At 63.1% G+C, this 18,467-nt stretch carries 14 protein-coding genes; 6 read left to right on the top strand and 8 right to left on the bottom strand.

From position 1 onward, the window contains the following. Window positions 1-108: 108 nt before the first annotated feature. The 6 genes from mctP to AC57B6_RS04840 all read right to left on the bottom strand — a co-directional run bounded on the left by mctP (window position 109) and on the right by AC57B6_RS04840 (window position 7,427). Window positions 109-1,659 carry a monocarboxylate uptake permease MctP gene (gene mctP, locus AC57B6_RS04865; RefSeq protein WP_028196856.1) on the bottom strand — a complete coding sequence of 517 codons (1,551 nt, stop codon included), beginning with the start codon at window positions 1,657-1,659 and terminating at the stop codon, window positions 109-111. Then, window positions 1,659-1,907 carry a DUF3311 domain-containing protein gene (locus AC57B6_RS04860; protein ID WP_028196855.1) on the bottom strand — a complete coding sequence of 83 codons (249 nt, stop codon included), beginning with the start codon at window positions 1,905-1,907 and terminating at the stop codon, window positions 1,659-1,661. Before AC57B6_RS04860 ends, mctP begins: the two co-directional genes overlap by 1 nt. Before the next feature lie 231 nt (window positions 1,908-2,138). After that, window positions 2,139-3,062, bottom strand: a complete 924-nt coding sequence (locus AC57B6_RS04855) for a class I SAM-dependent methyltransferase (protein ID WP_028196854.1) — start codon at window positions 3,060-3,062, stop codon at window positions 2,139-2,141. After that, a complete protein-coding gene (locus AC57B6_RS04850; RefSeq protein ID WP_028196853.1) occupies window positions 3,059-3,532 on the bottom strand; it encodes a DNA-deoxyinosine glycosylase in 474 nt (157 codons plus the stop codon). The genes AC57B6_RS04855 and AC57B6_RS04850 overlap by 4 nt, the downstream gene beginning before the upstream one ends. After that, window positions 3,532-4,305, bottom strand: a complete 774-nt coding sequence (locus AC57B6_RS04845) for a chorismate--pyruvate lyase family protein (protein ID WP_496420774.1) — start codon at window positions 4,303-4,305, stop codon at window positions 3,532-3,534. The genes AC57B6_RS04850 and AC57B6_RS04845 overlap by 1 nt, the downstream gene beginning before the upstream one ends. Before the next feature lie 53 nt (window positions 4,306-4,358). Then, entirely contained in the window at window positions 4,359-7,427 is a 3,069-nt protein-coding gene (locus AC57B6_RS04840) for a glycosyltransferase family 9 protein (protein ID WP_496420773.1), read from the bottom strand. Window positions 7,428-7,698: 271 nt separating this feature from the next. Here AC57B6_RS04840 and AC57B6_RS04835 point away from each other — a divergent pair, with 271 nt between their 5' ends. Continuing rightward, on the top strand, window positions 7,699-7,968 hold the full coding sequence (locus AC57B6_RS04835) for an FHA domain-containing protein (protein ID WP_028196852.1): 270 nt from the start codon (window positions 7,699-7,701) through the stop codon (window positions 7,966-7,968). A 146-nt stretch (window positions 7,969-8,114) separates the two neighbouring features. Here the strand turns inward: AC57B6_RS04835 and htpG are convergent, their stop codons facing one another. Next, the gene (gene htpG, locus AC57B6_RS04830) at window positions 8,115-10,013 is read right to left on the bottom strand and encodes a molecular chaperone HtpG (RefSeq protein ID WP_496420772.1); all 1,899 of its coding nucleotides are present in this window, start codon (window positions 10,011-10,013) and stop codon (window positions 8,115-8,117) included. 82 nt (window positions 10,014-10,095) lie between these two features. After that, window positions 10,096-11,550, bottom strand: coding sequence for an aminotransferase-like domain-containing protein (locus AC57B6_RS04825; protein ID WP_281663475.1), 1,455 nt, complete (start codon window positions 11,548-11,550; stop codon window positions 10,096-10,098). Between the two features lie 279 nt (window positions 11,551-11,829). Here AC57B6_RS04825 and AC57B6_RS04820 point away from each other — a divergent pair, with 279 nt between their 5' ends. From AC57B6_RS04820 to AC57B6_RS04800, 5 genes are all read left to right on the top strand, one after another. Beyond that, on the top strand, window positions 11,830-12,519 hold the full coding sequence (locus tag AC57B6_RS04820; protein ID WP_496420771.1) for a VOC family protein: 690 nt from the start codon (window positions 11,830-11,832) through the stop codon (window positions 12,517-12,519). 75 nt (window positions 12,520-12,594) lie between these two features. Next, window positions 12,595-13,791 (top strand): aminotransferase-like domain-containing protein, encoded by a 1,197-nt coding sequence (locus AC57B6_RS04815; RefSeq protein WP_030103169.1) that lies wholly within the window; start codon window positions 12,595-12,597, stop codon window positions 13,789-13,791. A 57-nt stretch (window positions 13,792-13,848) separates the two neighbouring features. Next, window positions 13,849-14,313, top strand: a complete 465-nt coding sequence (locus AC57B6_RS04810) for a RidA family protein (protein WP_028196847.1) — start codon at window positions 13,849-13,851, stop codon at window positions 14,311-14,313. 193 nt (window positions 14,314-14,506) lie between these two features. Further along, window positions 14,507-15,427 carry a PhzF family phenazine biosynthesis protein gene (locus AC57B6_RS04805; protein ID WP_496420770.1) on the top strand — a complete coding sequence of 307 codons (921 nt, stop codon included), beginning with the start codon at window positions 14,507-14,509 and terminating at the stop codon, window positions 15,425-15,427. Window positions 15,428-15,894: 467 nt separating this feature from the next. Continuing rightward, window positions 15,895-18,255 (top strand): bifunctional diguanylate cyclase/phosphodiesterase, encoded by a 2,361-nt coding sequence (locus AC57B6_RS04800; RefSeq protein WP_106352801.1) that lies wholly within the window; start codon window positions 15,895-15,897, stop codon window positions 18,253-18,255. Window positions 18,256-18,467 lie beyond the last annotated feature (212 nt).

Raw genomic sequence — 18,467 nt, 5'->3', positions numbered from 1 at the left:
CTTTGAAGGGCAGTTCCGCTATCCTGCCCTGGAGTACCCCGGAAAGACAAACGCCCGCAAACTTTTGTCTGCGGGCGTTGCTTTTTCAGGCGGGACAGAACGGCTGACTTAGCCTTCGACCACGTCCAGATAGTCTTCCGGACGGGTGCGGTCTTCGGCGCGCTGCATGCCGAACATGCGCACCAGAATGCTCACCACCACCGAAACCACCAGGTTGACGATCAGCGACCACACCGCGGCATAGCCGGGGATCGCCATGCCGAACAGGTGGATCGTGAAGATCGAGCCGGCCAGCTTCAGCGAAATCGCCATCCAGGTGCCGGTTGCGATACCGACCGCCCAGCCGATCAGCAGGCCGCGGTAGTCGAGCACGCGCGTGTAGAGACCCAGCACGATGGCCGGCAGCGTCTGGATGATCCAGATACCGCCCAGCAACTGAAGCTGAATCGCATACGTGAGCGGCAGCCCGAGAATGAACGCGACCGCGCCGACCTTGACGATCAGCGACACCAGCTTGGCGACGTTGGTCTCCTGGTCGTGCGTCATGTTGCGGTTCACGAACTCCTTATGGATGTTGCGCGTGTACAGGTTTGCCGCTGCAATCGACATGATCGCCGCCGGCACCAGCGCGCCGATGCCGATCGCCGCGAAGGCCACGCCCACGAACCAGGACGGGAAGAAGTGCAGGAACAGCGCCGGCACCGCGAAGTTCGGGCCGAACGCCTTGAAGTACGGCGCGAATTCCGGCATGTCCTTCACACCCGAGGCCAGCGCCATGAAGCCCAGCAGCGCGAGCAGGCCGAGCACCAGCGAGTAAGCCGGCAGCATCGCCATGTTGCGGCGGATCGTGTTACCCGACTTCGACGACAACACCGCGGTGATCGAGTGCGGGTACAGGAACAGCGCGAGCGCCGAGCCGACCGCAAGCGTCGCGTACGCGCTGTAGCCATTCAGGCTCGACACGTCCGGCGCTTTCAGCAGCAGCTTGGCCGGCGGCACCACGCTGAAGATATGGCCGAAACCGCCCAGTTGCGGCGGAATCACGATGATCGCGGCAAAGATCGTGATGTAGATCAGCACGTCCTTCACCACCGCGATCATGGCCGGCGCGCGCAGGCCCGAGGTGTACGTGTAGGCTGCCAGGATCGCGAACGCGATGATCAGCGGCAGATCGCCGACGAAGCCCTTGGTGTCGAAACCCAGCGCGCCGATCACCACTTCGATACCGACCAGTTGCAGCGCGATGTACGGCATCGTCGCGACAATGCCGGTCACGGCAATCGCCAGCGCCAGCATGCGGCTGCCGTAGCGAGCCGAGACGAAGTCCGCCGAGGTCACGTAGCCCTGACGCTTGGCGATGCTCCACAGCTTCGGGAACACCACAAAGGCGAACGGATAGATCAGGATCGTGTACGGCAGCGCGAAGAAACCGGTTGCGCCCGCACCGAACACCAGCGCCGGCACGGCGATAAAGGTGTAGGCGGTGTACAGGTCGCCGCCCAGCAGGAACCATGTGACGATGGTGCCGAAGCGCCGGCCGCCGAGGCCCCACTCTTCCAGATGGGCGAGGTCGCCCTTGCGCCAATGGGCCGCAATAAAGCCGAGAATGGTGACGCCGATGAAAAACAGGACGAAGACGAAAGTTGCGGTGGCGTTCATTATCGTGCGCCCCCTTGCGAACTGCCCGGCGTGCCTCGCGAGCGGGTCTTGGTCTTGAAGTACACGAGCGCCGTGATGATCGCGCTGATCAGCACCCAGAGGAGCTGATACCAGTAGAAGAACGGGAAATCGAACAGTTGCGGTTCGACCTTGTTATATGACGGCACCCAGATCATCGCGATCCAGGGCAACAGCAGCAACCAGAGCCAGTGCTTGCTGGCCTTGTTCGCGTCGGCGTCGTGAGCCATGACGTCTCCTCTTCCCTATTATTGAAATGTTGGCCCGTGTATGGACGGGTAGTGGATGTCCCGTCGCAGGTAGGCCACGGGTACCCCGAAAGCTTCGAAAGAGTATAGGAGCCGAGAACGTCAGGTCAAGCAGGGAGGACCCGAGGCGCGAATGCGCTGCTGGGGCGGGCGGGGCGGCGGTTTAGCAGAGTTGGGCGGGGGGGGGGCGGGCCGGCCCGCCCCAATTTCACATCAGATCGAGAACGAGCTGCCGTTCTGTCCGGTCGACTCCTGCAGACCCTTGATCCACTTGCGCGCCGGCAAGCCGAGCTCCGCTTCGATCAGCTTCGCGCGCGTTTGCAACGCCGCGAACGGCACGTCGAGCGCCGGGCCGGAGAAGGCGACCGCGATACGGTTGCCATCGTGCACTTCCGGCAGCGCGACCACGCGGCCATCGAACGCCTCGTTCAGGCGCTTCATGTTGCGCACGAAGCTCGGATGATCGCCGAACAGGTTGACAGTCACCACGCCCGCGTCGGTCAGACAGGCGCGTACCGCACGGTAAAAACCGACGCTGTCGAGCACCGGGCCACGCGCGGTCGCATCGTAGACGTCGATCTGCAGCGCGCCGATCGTGCCATGGTTGGCGCGGTCGTTGACGAAGTCCCATGCATCCATTTCGTGCACGGTGAGACGTGCGTCGTCGTGCGGCAGTTCGAACATCGTGCGCGCGGCCACCACCACGGCGGGGTTCACTTCGACCGCTTCGACCTTCGCACGCTTCAGGAAGCGATGGGCAAACTTGGTCAGCGCGGCTGCGCCGAGACCGAGCTGGACGATCCGCCTGGGCGTTTCGATGAACAGCAGCCAGGCCATCATCTGTTGCGCGTATTCGAGTTCGATGTGGTCCGGCTTGCGCAGACGCATCGCGCCTTGCACCCATTCCGTACCGAAGTGCAGAAAGCGCACGCCACCCTCTTCCGAGAACGTGACCGGCGCGAAGCGCGGCTTGCGCGGCGCTTCGATTTGCGGCGCGTCGTGCAGGTCGTCGTCGTGCAGCGCGCGCTTTTTGTTGCGCACTACTTTCTGTTTGTTCGGCGTGTGGTCGTCGCCGTCAGCGGCTTTGTTGCGGAAAGCACGGGCTTCAGCCGAGGCGCGCTTGATCAGTTTCGTCATGTAAGGATGTCGCGCCAGAGACGCAATTTTTGGTCGAACGAGAGCATAGCATTCGCCGGACTCGACGAAGGCAATACGAGGGTGGCGTAGCCGGCCTCGCCGATCACCGGCGCAAAACGGCCCGCCGTCTTGCCGTTGAAGCAGACTTTAGCGAGCTTCGGCGCGTGAGCACGCAGCGTTGCGAAATCGTTGGGATTGGCGTTGCGGATCGCGGCGTCGAGACTGCCTTCACGCTCGCAGGCGGCAAGCACATCCCATACGCCGATGCCGTGCGACAGCAACCGCCTGAGGCGCTCTTCATAAGCGCACTCGGTAAGCGGCTCGTCGAGCACCGAGCCGAGCAGCCGCCAGAACTGGTTACGCGGATGCGCGTAATACTGCGTCGCCGCGAGCGACGCCTCGCCGGGAAAGCTGCCGAGAATCAGCGTATGCGTATCCGCCGCGACGACCGGAGGGAAGCCGCGCAGCATCAGCGCTTCACCTTACTGTCTGATGCCGGTGCGCGTTCGGATTCGTGCGCATCGCGTTCGGCGAGATGTCCGTGCTCTCCTCGCGCCGCACAGTGAGCGCGCGACGCCGTATGTTCGAGCGGCCGGCCATGCTCCCGCACGTGAGTCCGCTGCGGCGCGGGTGCGCCCGCATGACGCTCAAACGATAGACTTGCCGTATTCGCAAGACTCGCCAGGTGCGCAAGCTGCTTCCACAGCGCGGGCAACATGCATTCGGTGACCATCAGCGGTGCGCCGTGACGCTCGAACACCGAACGGCGCGCAACCAGCGCATGCGGCGGCGGCGCTTCGTCGATCTGGCGCGCAGCCAGGCGATACAGCGGATGGCGCGCCGTCAGCCTCCGGTTCACCAGCGACGAACGCGCGACACTACTATCGCTGTACAACAACTCGGCGAGCGGCCGGGTACGCAGCCGGCGCATGGCCTGCCATATGCCGATGCTTGCCGCCAGCGGCACAACACTGTGTGCGGCGACAAACGGCACGCCACTCACCGACAGAACCACTTCCCTGACCCACACGGGCGCGCGCGGCGTTATCCCGAGCGCGGCGTGTTCGTCGGCCCACGGCAACGCGACCGCTTCGCGCGTCACGCGCACCGCGACTTCGCCAAGCGTGCGCAGATGCGCGGTCAGCGATCCGCCGCGGGTCAGCCAGTCTTTCTGGGCGGCGCTAAAGCCGGCTAGGGGCGCGACGCGCCAGTGGGCGTCGGCGGCATCGAAACGGATAGACATGGTGTCGGATTATAACGGCGGCGCCGTCAGACGTTTGCCGAGCCGCGCAGCGTTCAGACCGTCACGAACTCCCGCAGCGCAGTCCGTACATCCTCGAGCACCGTGTCCCATCGACCCAGTTCGCGCTGCCGGAACAGGCGCGCCGACGGATACCACGGGCTGTCGTCGCGATCGGCCATCCAGCGCCAATCCGTGCAGGTGGGCAACAGGACCCAGACCGGACGCCCGGCGGCACCGGCCAGGTGAGCGACGGATGTATCGACAGTAATGACCAGATCGAGCGATTGAAGAATAGCCAAGGTATCGGAAAAATTGCCGATCTCCGGGTCAGGCAGAAGTACGTCGAAGTCCGACGGCAACGCCGCCGCCTCGTCCTGCGCCGGCCCGATTTGCAACGAAACCCACGTCACGCCGGATTGTTCGAGGATGGGCAACCAGCGGTTCAATGCGATCGACCGATAACGATCGAGTCCGTAGTCGGGATTGCCCGCCCATACCAGCCCCACACGCTTCTTTCGCGCGGGAAGCGGGTCGGCATTACCGGTGGCATCGGTGGCATCGGCGGCGTCGATTTGCTGCCGCCAGCGGTGCACCAACGCCGGCTCCGCGCTCAGATACGGCATCGCCAAAGGAAGCATCGGCAATGTCAGCTTCATATGCTCCGGCATCCTGAGCATTCGGCACCAGAAGTCATACGGTCCCGGCGGTGACTCGACCCATACGGTGCGGACGCCGCTTGCGCAGCGTGCCAACTCCGCCAGCGGCGCGGCAACCCACACATCGACGAGCGCACCCTGTCGATTCAACCACGCAGCCAGCCGGAGAAACTGGATCTGATCGCCAAGCCCTTGCTCGCCGACGAGCAGAAACCTGCGCCCCGCCACCGGCTCGCCTTGCCACTCAGGAAAGTCGGGGCGAACCAGATCGTGGTTTTCCGGCAGTGCTTCATGCCAGCGATACTGTTTCCAACCCTGTTCGAAGTCGCCGAAACGCAACTGTGCGGCCGCGAGATTGAACTGAATAGGCGCGTTATCGGGCAGCAGCCTGGCAGCCTCGGCGGCATGCAACCGCATCTGATCGAACTCGCCCAGCATGTTGTATGCATACGATGCGTTGTGATGCAGCCCGGCGTTCTGCGAGTCGATAGCCAGCATCTGAGCGGCGAACCTGGCGGCGTCCCGGAAGCGGTGCGCACTGTTCAGTTCAAAGGCAGCTTGCGCGGGTGCTGCGGATTCGGCAGCCAGATGTGCAGGCAGCCGGGCGGGCACCAGTGCGCTGTCCACGCTGTCCAATCGCGCCGGTACTTTCTCCAGGCCATGCTCATGCGAGAGCGGCATCGCCCGCAATCTGTCAGCCACTCGCTCGACCACCGGTGCCCAATCGCCTGGCTGCGGCTGCCGGAATAGCTCTACCGAGTCGTACCACGGCTGCGTCTCCTCATTGCCCCACGCCCAATGCGAGACGTGATCGAGCATGGCCAGCACGGGGCGTCCCAGCGCGCCACCCAGATGCAACGGTGCGCTGTCGATGGTCACCACCACGTCGAGCGCGCTCACGTGTGCAGCCACATCGTCGAAACCGGCTTGATAGTGCGCCGTCAGATCGCGGATGCGATAGCCCTGCGCGATCAACGCGGCCACATCGGCGTCCCGGCCCGGCGTCAGCGGATAGAACACCACGTTCGGTAACGCGAGCACCGGAGCCAACGCTGCGAGCGGTATCGACCGCTTCGCGTCACGACGGTGCGTCGGGCTTCCCGACCAGACGAGGCCGACATGCATGCGCGCCGGCTCCCCGCTCGATGCGTGAATCCGCTCGCGCCACGCAGCGACACGGTTTGCCTCGCCAGACAGATAGGCGCCGCCGCGCACGTTTTCAGGCCGCAAACCAAGCGTTGACGGCACGCTCATGATCGGCAGTCCAAAGTCGGGTTCGCCAAGCGGTCCGTCCTCGATAGACACGCAATTCGCGTAGAAGCGCGCCAGCAGCGGTTGCAACGCCCGACGCACCGCGAGCACCAGCCGGCCGCCCTCGTCGCGTACGCGCGCCGCCAACTCGGGTACGAAGCGCACCATCTGGATATCGTCGCCGTTGCCCTGTTCGCTGTGCACGAGCAAGGTCTTGCCGGCCAGCGATTCACCCTGCCAGCGCGGACACAGCCGCTCCATCACGCTCACGACGTTGTTCGGCTCGCGGTCGTCGCGCGTCAGACGCGCTTCGAAATGCGGCCACGCGCCAGGCCAGTCGCCGTGCCGCAATTTGAGGTCGGCGAGATCGACCGCCGCTTGCGACGCGGATGGGTCGCTAGCGAGCGCTGCATGCAGTGCTGCCTCGCTGTCGGCAAAACGCGCCTGCTCGGCGAGATACATACCGATCGCGGCCAGCACATGGGGATTGCCCGGTGCGGCGGCATTGGCCGCGCGCATGGTCGCCTCCGCCGCGGCGGCATCGTTGCCCTGCCATTGCGCATGGCTCAGTTGCCACGCGATTTCGGCGTCGGCGGGATCGCGCGTCAGCACCTCGCGACAAATACGTTCGACCGTTGCCCAATCACGAATCTCGCGGAAAGCCAACACCAGTTGCAACGGCAACGCGGGGTGGATTGCCGGATCGAGCGCATAGGCACGCAGCAGCGCCGCTCGGCGCTCGGCTCGCGCGCTCGCGTCCGGCAACGTTGCAAGCGCAATCGCCAGCCACCAGGATGCCCGGGCGTCTTGTGGCGCGTGTTGCTCATACGCGCGCAACATGTGCGCCGCGGCTGAAGGCGCACCGCAGCGCTCGATCAACCAACGGGTCCATTCGATCGTCGCCGCCGGCGGCTGCACGGCGACCGCGAGTTCACTATTGCGCTGCGCGGTTCCCGCGCGGCCAAGCGCATCGGCGAAGAGCGCCACGCGGGCGTGACGCACACCATTGTCCGTAGCCTGCGCTTGCGATGCGCTGTGGTACGCAGCTTCAAAACGTCCGGCGCTTGCACAAAGGTCGGCGTGCAACTGCGGCGTGGCCCCTTGCGCGACCAGTTCTAGAGCACGCCGCTCAGCGGCATCGAAACCTTGCTCGCGCAAGATCGACCACAGCAGATACACAGGATCCGTAGGCTTCACCAGAATGGAATCGGACATAAAAAGACAAAGAGGTTATTGCACGCAGCAACGCGTAATCGCAGAAATAAGATTCGGCGCATAAAGGGCTTAAAGATTGCAAATAATCCTTTATGCATCCGAATTTCGATCGCGCGAGCATAAGACAAATACGTGTTTTTTCATCTCATAAACCAATCTCGAAATAGTGCTGTTGAATGTATTTGATTAGTTAACCATAATTATTTTCCGGACATTTTTTTAATAGCTTTCCAGTGCGTCCGGATCAACAACAAACAACATGGAGTAACAGTTGAATACTACGAACTCAAAAGAAACTTCCGACCGCATTGCCCATCTGGCGGCAGTCGTTTTGCGGCGGCCGAGCGTCTTGTATGCGGAAAAGGAACTTGCTGGTTCCGCGCTCGCGCAGCACCATACGTCCAAGCAAACCAGCACGGCGATCGGCAGTCTCGCGGCCAAAGTGCTGGCTGACCCGCACTCCTGTATCGAAGCCAAGGAACTAGCCGGCTCCGTGCTATCGCAAGTGCGTCATTTGCACGGGCAAGCATCTGCGCACTAAGCCCACTGCGTAGCGTCCTCGCCTGACAATCGGGCGATAAGGCACATAAAGCACATAAAGCACAGGTCAAAAAAATGCGCTGCCGAAGCAGCGCATTTTTCAATCACCAGCGTCAGAGCGACGCCAGTCGAAACTCAATCCGAAATTCAGCTCGCACGCGCCAGCAACAACGCGTTGGTGCGCTTCACGAAGCTCGCCGGATCTTCCAGCGCGCCACCTTCGGCCAGCAATGCCTGATCGAACAACAGATGGCACCAGTCATCGAAATTCGCGCTGTCCGCATGCAAGCCCTTCACCAGCGCATGCTCCGGATTCACTTCAAGAATCGGATGGAACGACGGTGCGTCCTGACCCGCTGCCTTCAGCATACGTTGCAGATAACCGCTCATTTCGCCGTCGTCGGCCACGAGGCAGGATGGCGAATCGGTGAGACGGAACGTCAGGCGCACGTCCTTGGCCTTGTCCTTCAGCGCTTCTTTCATCTTCTCGACGAGCGGCTTGAGCTCTTCGCCGATCTTCTCCTGCGCCTGCTTCTCCTCGTCATTCAACGCGCCCAGATCGAGATCGCCGCGCGCGACGCTTTGCAGCGGCTTGCCGTCGAATTCGTTCAGGAACGACAGCATCCATTCGTCGACGCGATCGGTCAGCAGCAGCACTTCCACGCCCTTCTTGCGGAACACTTCGAGATGCGGGCTGTGGGTCGCGGCCTGCCAGGTGTCGGCGGTGACGTAGTAGATTTTGGTCTGCTCGGGCTTCATTCGCGCGACGTAATCGGCGAGCGAGACATTCTGCTCCGGCGATTCCGTATGGGTCGACGCGAAACGCACCAGCTTCGCAATCCGCTCGCGATTGGCAAAGTCTTCGCCGATGCCCTCCTTCAGCACCTGACCGAACTCCTTCCAGAAGCCGGCGTACTTTTCCTTGTCGGTTTCGTTTTCCGAATTGGCCAATTCTTCGAGCATCGACAGCGAACGCTTGGTCACGCCCTCGCGGATCGCCTTGACGTCGCGGCTTTCCTGCAAGATTTCGCGCGACACGTTCAGCGGCAGATCGGCCGAATCGACCACGCCCTTCACGAAACGCAGATAGCCCGGCAAAAGTTGCTCGGCGTCGTCCATGATGAACACGCGCTTCACATACAGCTTCAGCCCGGCGCGATGATCGCGGTTGAACAGATCGAACGGCGCACGCGTCGGCACGTACAGCAGTTGCGTGTATTCGCTGCGGCCTTCGACACGGTTATGCGTCCACGTCAGCGGGTCTTGATGATCGTGCGAGAGGTGCTGATAGAACTGCTTGTACTGCTCTTCGGTGATGTCGTTCTTCGAGCGGGTCCACAGCGCGCTCGCCTGATTGACGGTCTCTTCCTCGTCCTTCGTGACCATCGCGCTCTTTTCGGCGTCCCACTCTTCCTTCGCCATCAAAATCGGCAGCGCGACGTGGTCCGAATACTTCTGGATGATCGACTTCAGACGGTGCGACGACAGCAGCTCGTCTTCATCCGCACGCAGGTGCAGCGTGATAGTCGTGCCGCGCGCGGCGCGCTCGATCTGCTCCACCGCGAAATCGCCCTCGCCGGCGCTTTCCCAGCGCACGCCTTCCGAGGCCGGCAAGCCGGCGCGGCGCGTTTCGACCGTGATCTTGTCCGCGACGATAAAGCCCGAGTAAAAGCCCACGCCGAACTGGCCGATCAGCGCCGCGTCTTTCTGCTGGTCGCCGGAGAGCTTGCCGAAGAATTCCTTGGTGCCCGAACGGGCGATCGTGCCGAGGTTGGCGATCGCTTCGTCGCGGCTCATGCCGATGCCGTTGTCGTCGAGCGTGATGGTGCGCGCGGCCTTGTCGTACGACACGCGAATCCGCAGATTCGGATCGTTTTCGTACAGCGCGCTGTTTTCGATCGCTTCGAAACGCAGCTTGTCGGCCGCGTCGGACGCGTTCGAAATCAGCTCGCGCAGAAAGATTTCCTTGTTGCTGTACAGCGAATGGATCATCAGGTGCAGAAGTTGTTTAACTTCTGCCTGAAAGCTCATGGTTTCTTGTGCCATGGTCGGACTTCCTCTCTGTTACGAATACGAAAATAGGGGGGCCAAACAATGCCCGCGTAAATGGGGGCACGCCGGCACGGTTTCAAGAGGCGCGCCGGGCGACGCTGTCCAGATAACGGCAGAGGAACGTCGACAGTTCCGGATCGCCGCAGTTGGCGATATTGAAGCGCATCCACGTAGTTGTGGACTGCTGGGGAGAAAACAGACTCCCCGGCGTCAGCAGAAAGCCCTCTTCGTGGCCGGCGGCGGCGAGCGCACCCGCATCGACCCCGGTGTCGGCCCACAAAAACATCCCTGCCGACGGCGTCAGAAACAGTTTCATGCCGGTCTTTTCGAGCATCCGCACGGATTTTTCGCGCACGCCGTCAAGGCGCGCCCGCAAGCGTTCGACGTGCCGGCGGTAATGCCCCTCGGTGAGAATCTTGTAGAGCACGCGCTCGTTCAACTCGGGGCTCGTCATGCCAACCAGCATTTTCTGGTCGCTGACGGCCCTCGCCACCTCCGGTGCACTGGCGATAAAGCCCACGCGCAGATTGGGCGCGAGCGTCTTCGAAAAGCTGCCGAGATAGATCACGCGCTTTAACTGGTCGAGGCTCGCGAGACGCGTGCCGGGATGGCTCGGCGGGCACAGATCGCCGTAAATATCGTCTTCGACGACGATGAAGTCGTGCGCCTCGGCGAGACGCAAAATGCGGAACGCCTGCGCGGCCGTAAGCGAGGTGCCGGTGGGATTCTGCAGCACCGAATTGATCACCAGCATTTTCGGCCGCCAGGTCTCGATCAGCGACTCGAGCGCGTCGAGGTCCGGCCCATCCGGCGTGTACGGCATGCCGACCAGCCGCGCGCCCTGCGAAGCGAAGCGCCCGAACATCTGAAACCAGGCGGGATCGCCGACGATCACCGCATCGCCCGGCTTCACGTAAATCCGCGAAATCAGGTCGATGGCCTGGGTAATGCCGGAAACCATCACGATCTGATCCGGCGACGCGCCGATTTCCAGTTCCTCCAGCCGCGTCTGCAACTGTTGGCGTAGCGGCAAAAAACCCTGCGGCGTACCGATGCCGAGCATCTGCGCGCCGCTTTGCCTGCCGAGCGTGCGCAGCGCGTTGGTAATCAGATCGCCGTCGAGCCAGCGGCCCGGCAAATAGCCGAGGCCAGGACTCCGCTCGGGGCGCGCGCCCGTATGCAGCATATTGCGCAGCAGCCAGACGACGTCGATCGTGGCCGGCGCGGGGGCCGCTGCGGAAATTGTGCGGATCTCCGCCGTCGGCGCGCCGCCCAGGCGTTCACGCACATAGAAACCGGAACCGCGCCGCGACTCCAGATAGCCCTGCGCCACCAGCCGCTCGTACGCCTCGACCACGGTGAAGCGCGACACGCCTTTGTCCTGCGCCAGCTTGCGAATCGACGGCATGCGCATGCCGGGACGGAACACCCGTTCCTCGATGCGGCGGCTCGCCCACTGGACAAGCTGCTCGACCAGCGTCATCGACGCCGTGTCGTGCGGAGTGGGAATCTGGGTAAGGGGGACGGACATGGCTGACTCCAACTGTACCGAATGGTATCGAGTCGATTGTACCGTTACTGTGCCGGTCGCCACCGCTACATTCAAGGCTGAATTCAAGACAAGCAACGGATGATGAAGCGGCTCGGGGCGTCATGCAGCGCACCCGAGCGGCCTTGAGCAAGACCAGCCCAAACGCCATCCGTCTGGCCCGCCGACCCGGCAAACGGTTATGCTTACGACCCCGGCCCCGCTGCTGCCGCATCCGGCGCACGTTCCGGCTTACCGCAGAAACCGTTTTCCTGATCCGCCATGACTGCCCATCCGCTCCGTCTCGATCACCTCGTGATTTCCGCCCGTACCCTCGACGAGGGCACGCAGTACGTCGCCGACACGCTCGGCGTCGCACCGTCCGGCGGCGGTGCGCATCCGTTGATGCGCACCCACAATCGCCTGTTGAACCTGTGGGGCGGCGTGTATCTGGAAGTGATCGCGATCGACCCGCAGGCCGCGGAACCCGCGGACGCCGGCGCGCCCCGAGCCCGCCTGTTCGCGCTCGACGACCCGGCCACGCAGGCGCGGCTCGAAAAAGGGCCGTACCTGTCGCACTGGGTGGCCCGAGTCGACCGCCCGAAGCGGCTCACCGCATGGCAGGTACAGTATCCGCAGCGCATTGCGCCGATCGTGCCGATGACGCGCGGCGACTTCAGCTGGGGGCTGTCGGTGCCTGACGACGGCGCGTTCCCCGCGTGGGAGGGTGCTGGCGACGGTGTGCTGCCGTCGCTGATCCAGTGGGACACGCTGCGGCATCCGTCGGCGGTGCTGCCGGAAACAGGCATCGCCCTGAAAGCTTTGAAAGCAAGCCATCCGCAAACCGACGCGATTGCCTCGCAATTGCGCTGGCTGGGCGCGGCGCACCTGATCGCGCTCGAACCCACGGAAGGCGCAGCGGCGCTCATCGCCGAGTTTGAAACACCCGAGGGTCTACGGACCCTTAAATAAGCAGCGCGCGCAGGTCGTCGACTCGCGCGATAATTGAAGTTTTGACCGGTTCCAGACATACCAGCAGAGGAGACCATGGACCAAAGCGACTTGAAAGCCCCCACGTGGCAACTGTCCGAACGCGCACGCAAGCTCACGAGCTCGGCGATCCGCGAGATCCTGAAGGTCACGGAACGGCCCGAAGTCATTTCGTTCGCGGGCGGCCTGCCCTCGCCGGCAACCTTCCCGGCCGAACGCATGCGCGAAGCATCCGATCGCATTCTGCGCGACGCACCCGCCGCGGCCTTGCAATACAGCGCGACCGAAGGCTATCTGCCGCTGCGTGAATGGATCGCGCAACGCTATTCGGTGAACGGCGCGCAGATTCGCCCGTCGCAGGTCCTGATCACCACCGGCTCGCAACAGGCGCTCGATCTGCTCGGTAAAGTGCTGGTGTGCCCGAACAGCCCCGTACTGGTCGAAACGCCGACCTACCTCGGCGCGCTGCAATCGTTCTCGATGTACGAACCCCGCTACGTGCAGGTGCCGACGGACGAGCAAGGCCTGATTCCCGAGGCGCTGACGCCCGAACTGACGGCGGGCGCGCGCCTGTTGTACGCACAACCGAACTTCCAGAATCCGACGGGCCGCCGCCTGCCGGTAGAACGCCGCCGTGCGCTGGCCGCGTTTGCAAAGACCGCACCGTTCCCGGTGATCGAAGACGATCCGTACGGCGCGCTCGACTACGCCGGTGAACCGCTGCCCACCATGCTGTCGATGGCGCCGGACCACATCGTCCATCTCGGTTCGTTCTCGAAAGTGCTCGCGCCGGGCCTGCGGGTCGGCTACATCATTGCGCCAGAAGAGTTGATCTTCAAGCTCGTGCAGGCCAAGCAAGCCACCGATCTGCACACGCCGAGTTTCACGCAACGCATCGTGTACGAAGTGGTCAAGGACGGCTTCCTCGACACGCACGTGCCGACCATTCGCGAGCTGTATCGCGATCAATGCGCGGCAATGCTCGCCGCGCTCGAACGCTATATGCCTGAAGGCGTAAGCTGGAACCGTCCGGAAGGCGGCATGTTCGTGTGGGTGAATCTGCCCGCGCAGATCGACAGCATGAAGCTACTCGAAGAAGCCGTCGCGCAGAATGTCGCGTTCGTGCCGGGCGGTCCGTTCTTCGCGAGCGAAGCCCAGCACAATACGCTGCGCCTGTCGTTCGTCACGGTGCCGCCGGCGAAAATCGACGAAGGCGTGGCGCGTCTCGCGGAACTGATTCGCGCAAAGGTCTGAACACCCCCGGCCGCCGCGCCGGGTTAACCGACTTCCACTACCGACCAGGAACACACCATGGCTCAAACGAATGTGTACGACAAGCTTAAGGAACTGGGCATCGAACTGCCGAGCGCGGGCGCTCCGGCCGCCGCCTATGTGATGAGCGCGCAAAGCGGCAACACGGTGTACCTGTCCGGTCACATCGCCAAGAAGGACGGCAAGGTGTGGGCCGGCAAGCTCGGCGCGACGCTCACCACCGAAGAAGGCAAGGCCGCCGCACGCTCGATCGCGATCGACCTGCTCGCCACGCTGCACACGCATGTGGGCGACCTGAACCGCGTCACGCGCATCGTCAAGCTGATGAGTCTGGTCAATTCCACGCTTGAGTTCACTGAGCAGCATCTGGTGACCAACGGCGCATCCGAGCTGATCGCGGATGTGTTCGGCGAGCGCGGCAAGCATGCACGTTCGGCATTCGGCGTGGCACAGATTCCGCTCGGCGCTTGCGTCGAGATCGAGATGATCGCCGAAGTCGAATAACGCATGCCAACAGGTTCGGCCACTGGTTCGCCCAGTGGGCCGTCCCGCGAGTGGCCGTCAATGCACTGAACGCGTCGCAAGGTGTCCAGCACCTGCGGCGCGTTTTGCATTTATCGCAAGGTAGATCGTTCCTTTGTCACCAGGTAGAATCCCCGAACCCTATCAATCTGCTGGATTCGCCGGATTGCGCCCGATGCCCGCCAACACCGCTCGTTTTAAACAGGTCGACGTGTTTACGTCGGTGCCGTTCAAAGGCAATCCGCTTGCGGTCGTGTTCGACGCCGATGGGCTCGATGCGAATCAGATGCAGGCAATCGCGCACTGGACCAATCTGTCCGAAACCACCTTCCTGCTAAAACCAACCGACCCGGCCGCCGACTATCGCGTGCGTATCTTCACGACGCATGGCGAACTGCCGTTCGCCGGTCATCCGACACTCGGCACCGCGCATGCGTTGCTCGAAAGCGGTTACCAGCCCAGACAGGCCGGCAAGCTGGTGCAGCAATGCGGCGTGGGGCTCGTCGAGCTGCAAGCGCTGACTGAATCGGGATCGGGAACGGGATCGACCGGCCAGACGCCAGGCGAATGGGCTTTCGCCGCACCGCCCGCGCGCGTCACGCCGCTTGCGCAGGACCGCTACGCGGCACTGACTACGGCTTTACGTAGCGACGCGATCGATTTCAGTGCAACGCCCTGCGCGGTCGACAATGGCGCGCCATGGCTCGTGGTGCGGGTCAATTCCGCGCGCGACTGCCTCGCGCTCGAGCCCGACGCCGCGGCGCTCGCCGACATCGTGCATACGGTGAACACCCACGGTCTCGCCGTCTATGGGCCGCACGACGCCGACGGCCCGGCCACCTTCGAGGTGCGCTGCCTGATGGCGGGCGGGAGCTTCGGCGTCGGCGAAGATCCGGTTACGGGTAGCGCTAACGCGGCACTCGCGGGCCTTCTGAGCGCCCAGCAACGGCGCCCGGGTTCGCACTACACGGCCCGCCAGGGCACAGCACTAGGCCGCGCCGGCAACATTTCGGTGCATTACGACGACGCAGCCGGCAAAACGTGGATCGGCGGGAGATCGGTCACGATCGTCGACGGCACGTTCCGTTTGCCATGAACGGCGCTGCACCGGTTGCAGGCTTGCGGGCACTGGCCTGCCGCTGATTGCAGCCGGTGTCTCACCATTTTCAGCCACGCCTGGCCATAAAAGCCGTACCGTTTACGCAGTTAATGCGTCGCGCATAACGCCAGACCTGGCACACCTGAATTCCAGATCCCGATGAGATACTCGAAAACAAATGCCATACCGCGGTCCCAAGGCTGGCCGTGCCGGCTGCGAATTCGGCCCGCCGGGACGGCCTGTCGCGCCCGCGTATACCCGATGTGCGGACGCTTCCTTAATCCAGTGGCATTAAGTAATATCGAAACGTACCCGATGACCTCCGGACGGTCAGGCACGACGCCACGCTCCCTTCCCCTGCGCAGCAGTTCCGGCACCTTGGTCACCATGCAGCCACCCATGAAATTAGCGCAGTCAATGCTCGCGCAGTTGCAACTGGCCGGCACCAGGGAACGGGCTACCCGATGAGCCAGTTCCGCTTCTCCGACCAGCGCGAAGCCAAACCCCGGCGCGACCCCGCCGTGTCGCGCCGCCGAGCCTTGCTTGCGATTCCCGCGCTCGGCGTGCTGGTGCTGATCCTGCTCTGGGCCGTGATCTTCGCGCGCCTGTCGGTTGAGAGAGAAGCCACGAATCGCGAAGCCATGGCCTCTGCCGCAATTCTCTCAGCGGCGCTGGAGCAGCACACGGTCAAGGCGATTCACCAGGTCGACCAGATCACCCGCTTCGTCAAATACGAGTTCGAGAAATCGCCGAATCGTTTCGATCTGACCAACACGGTCGAAAAAGGCGTGGTGCAAAGCGATACGCTGGTGCAGGTGTCGCTGATCAACGAGCACGGCACGCTGATCGCCAATACGGCCGAACTCAATCCCAAGCATATCGATCTGTCGGACCGCGAACACTTCAAGGTCCACGAACACGAAAACGACGACCAGCTCTATATCAGCAAACCGGTGCTTGGCCGCATATCCGGCCACTGGACCTTGCAGATGACGCGGCGTCTGAATCATCCCGACGGCTCGTTCGCAGGCGTCGTGGTGGTCTCCGAAGACCCAAGCTATTTCACCAGCGACTTCTACAACAACGCGGCCATTGGCCGTGAAGGCGTGATCGCGGTGATTTCCGACAGCGGCACGGTATTGGCGCGCCGCACGGGCAGCCCCGACAGCGCCAACGGCGCGTTCTCGGCGAGCGGATCGTATCCGACCTCGGAACACGTGTCGGGCACCTATGTGGACTCGATCGACAACGTCACGCGCATCGTCTCGTACCGGCATATCGACGGCTATCCGCTCGGCGTGCTGGTGGGCCTGTCGCAAGCCGAAGAATTCGCCGACTACAATCACACGCGCAACGTCTATCTGCTGATGGCGGGCTTTATCTCGCTCGCGATGCTGAGCTTCTTCGCGGTGGCCACCGGTCTGATCGGCAAGCTGCTCGGGCGTGAACGCGAGATGACGCATCTGGTCGAGTACGACCTGCTGACCGGTTTGCGCAATCGCTATGCAACGTTGCAAACCTTGCGGCACGACGTGGCGCAGCCGTCCAATCTCGGCCGCCTCGCGATTCTCTTCATCGATCTCGACAACTTCAAGACCGTCAACGACACGCTCGGCCACAACGCCGGCGACATCGTGCTGCAAATGACAGCCTCGCGTCTCGCTACCGCGGTCGGCGATGGCGGATCGTTGAGCCGCATCGGCGGCGACGAGTTCGTCGTCGTGATCAAGGGCGACGACGTCGAGAAGCGCGCGGTCACGCTCGCCGAAGCGGCGGCCGAAGCCTTCGCCAAGCCTTTCGAAGTGCGCGGCAGTTCGTTCGTTCTGCATGCGAGCATCGGCATCGCGCTCTACTCGGTCACCAACGAGAGCGAAATCGACCTGCTGAAAAAGGCCGATCTCGCGATGTACAGCGCCAAGGACGCAGGCAAAAACTGCTACCAGTTCTATTCGCCGCAACTGTCGCACCGCGCGGACCATTTGATGAAATGGGAACAGCAGTTGCGCGTCGCGCTCGCCGAAGGTCAACTGTTTCTCGCCTACCAGCCGAAGATCGATCTGACGCGCCGCTGCATCACCGGTTTTGAAGCGCTGGTGCGCTGGAACCATCCGCAGCACGGCCTGATTCCGGCCAACGAATTCATTCCGGTCGCCGAATCGACCGGCCTGATCGTGCCGATCGGCGACTTCGTGATCGAGACCGCATGCCGCCAACTGGCGGTGTGGCAGCAACAGGGCTACGACACGCTGTCGCTCGCGGTGAACATCTCCGCGGTGCAATTCTGGCGCGGCGATCTATACGAAACCGTCTCGCATGCGATCGAGGAAAGCGGCATCTCCGCGCGCCGCCTCGAACTCGAAATCACCGAGACCGCAATGATGGAATATCCCGAGCTCGTCTCGGAAAAGATCTTCGCGTTGAAGCGCCTCGGCGTGCGCATCGCGCTCGACGACTTCGGCACCGGCTATTCGTCGCTCTCCTACCTGAACCGCTTCTCGGTCGACACGCTGAAGGTGGACCGTTCGTTCGTCCAGGCGATTCCTGGCGACCGCAGTGTCTGCGTGATGGTCACCGCGATCGTCAATCTCGCGCGTTCGCTCGGGCTCACGGTGGTGGTCGAAGGCACCGAGACCGAAGAGCAGATTGCGTGGCTCGCCGCACTAGGCCATATCGAGGCGCAGGGCTTCCTGTTCTCGCGGCCGGTGCCGGTCGACGCCATTCCGGCACTGCTCGAACGCTTCGGCGTCTGCGGCATGAAAGGCCAGCGCCCCACACATGAGACGGACAGCACCAACAGCTTGTCCAGCACGAGCGCTAGTAGCTGAGTGCGCGGGCTGCGCGGTGCTGGTCGCACTTACGTGTATGCGCGGGCCTTCCGCATGCGGTCCATCAGCGTATGAACGGCGCCCCGTCTCATCCAACCGCAGCCTCGCAAAACCGGCTACATTCACGCTGTAATGCGTACTGGCGCGAGACCGGCTGCCGGCGCGCCAACACGCACAACAATGATCCCAGAGGGCGGGCCGCCCGCGTGCCG

Source organism: Paraburkholderia sp. BGA-UO-ETr-F12 (assembly GCF_059567945.1).
This window is presented reverse-complemented; position numbering and strand designations above follow the sequence as displayed.